At 64.2% G+C, this 802-nt stretch carries 1 protein-coding gene; it reads left to right on the plus strand.

What is annotated here, in order from left to right; translation table 11 throughout:
- Window positions 1-802, plus strand: an 802-nt coding sequence (locus EOD07_RS36180; RefSeq protein ID WP_245470633.1) for a glutamine synthetase family protein, incomplete at both ends; no start/stop codon positions are given.

An 802-nucleotide genomic window follows, 5' to 3' on the forward strand; every position in this document is an offset into this window, starting at 1 on the left:
CGCCTGAGAAAAAGGAAGTCCGTCCGTCAAGCCGGGGGGGACGCGCCCGCACGCCTGCCTTCCTGAAGAACCAACGCGGTGTGAAGAACTGGAAAGAGGCCAGCGCCTGGCTCGAATGGCGCGGCATCGAGGACATAGAGTGCATCACGCCCGACCAGGCGGGCGTCGCCCGCGGCAAGATGATGCCGTCGAAGAAATTCACCTCCAACACCTCGCTGGCGCTGCCTTCGGCCGTGTTCATGACGACGATCTCCGGCGGCTATCCCGAGGATGGCAACGGCTTCCACTATCCCGAAGATGACGGCGACCTGAAGCTTCTGCCCGATCTTTCGACGCTGACCGTGGTGCCCTGGGAAGAAGACCCGACGGCGGCGGTCATCTGCGACCTCGTCCATCAGGACGGCCGCTCGGTCGAGTTCACGCCGCGCAACGTCTTGAAGCGCGTGCTTGCGGCCTATGACGAGCGCGGCCTGAAGCCGGTGGTGGCGCCCGAGATCGAATTCTATCTGGTGCGCAAGAACCCCGATCCGGATTATCCGCTGACGCCGCCCGTCGGGCGTTCGGGCCGGCCGATCGGCGGCGGCGCCGGCTATTCGATCGCCGGCGTCAACGAGTTCGACGAACTGATCGACGACATCTACCATTTCTCGGAACGGCAAGGCCTGGAGATCGACACGCTGATCCACGAGGAAGGCGCCGGCCAGCTCGAGATCAATCTGCGCCACGGCAACCCGATCGAGCTCGCCGACCAGGTCTTCATGTTCAAGCGCACCATCCGCGAGGCGGCGCTGAAGCATGAGAT

The sequence above is a fragment of the Mesorhizobium sp. M2C.T.Ca.TU.002.02.1.1 genome (assembly GCF_003997225.1).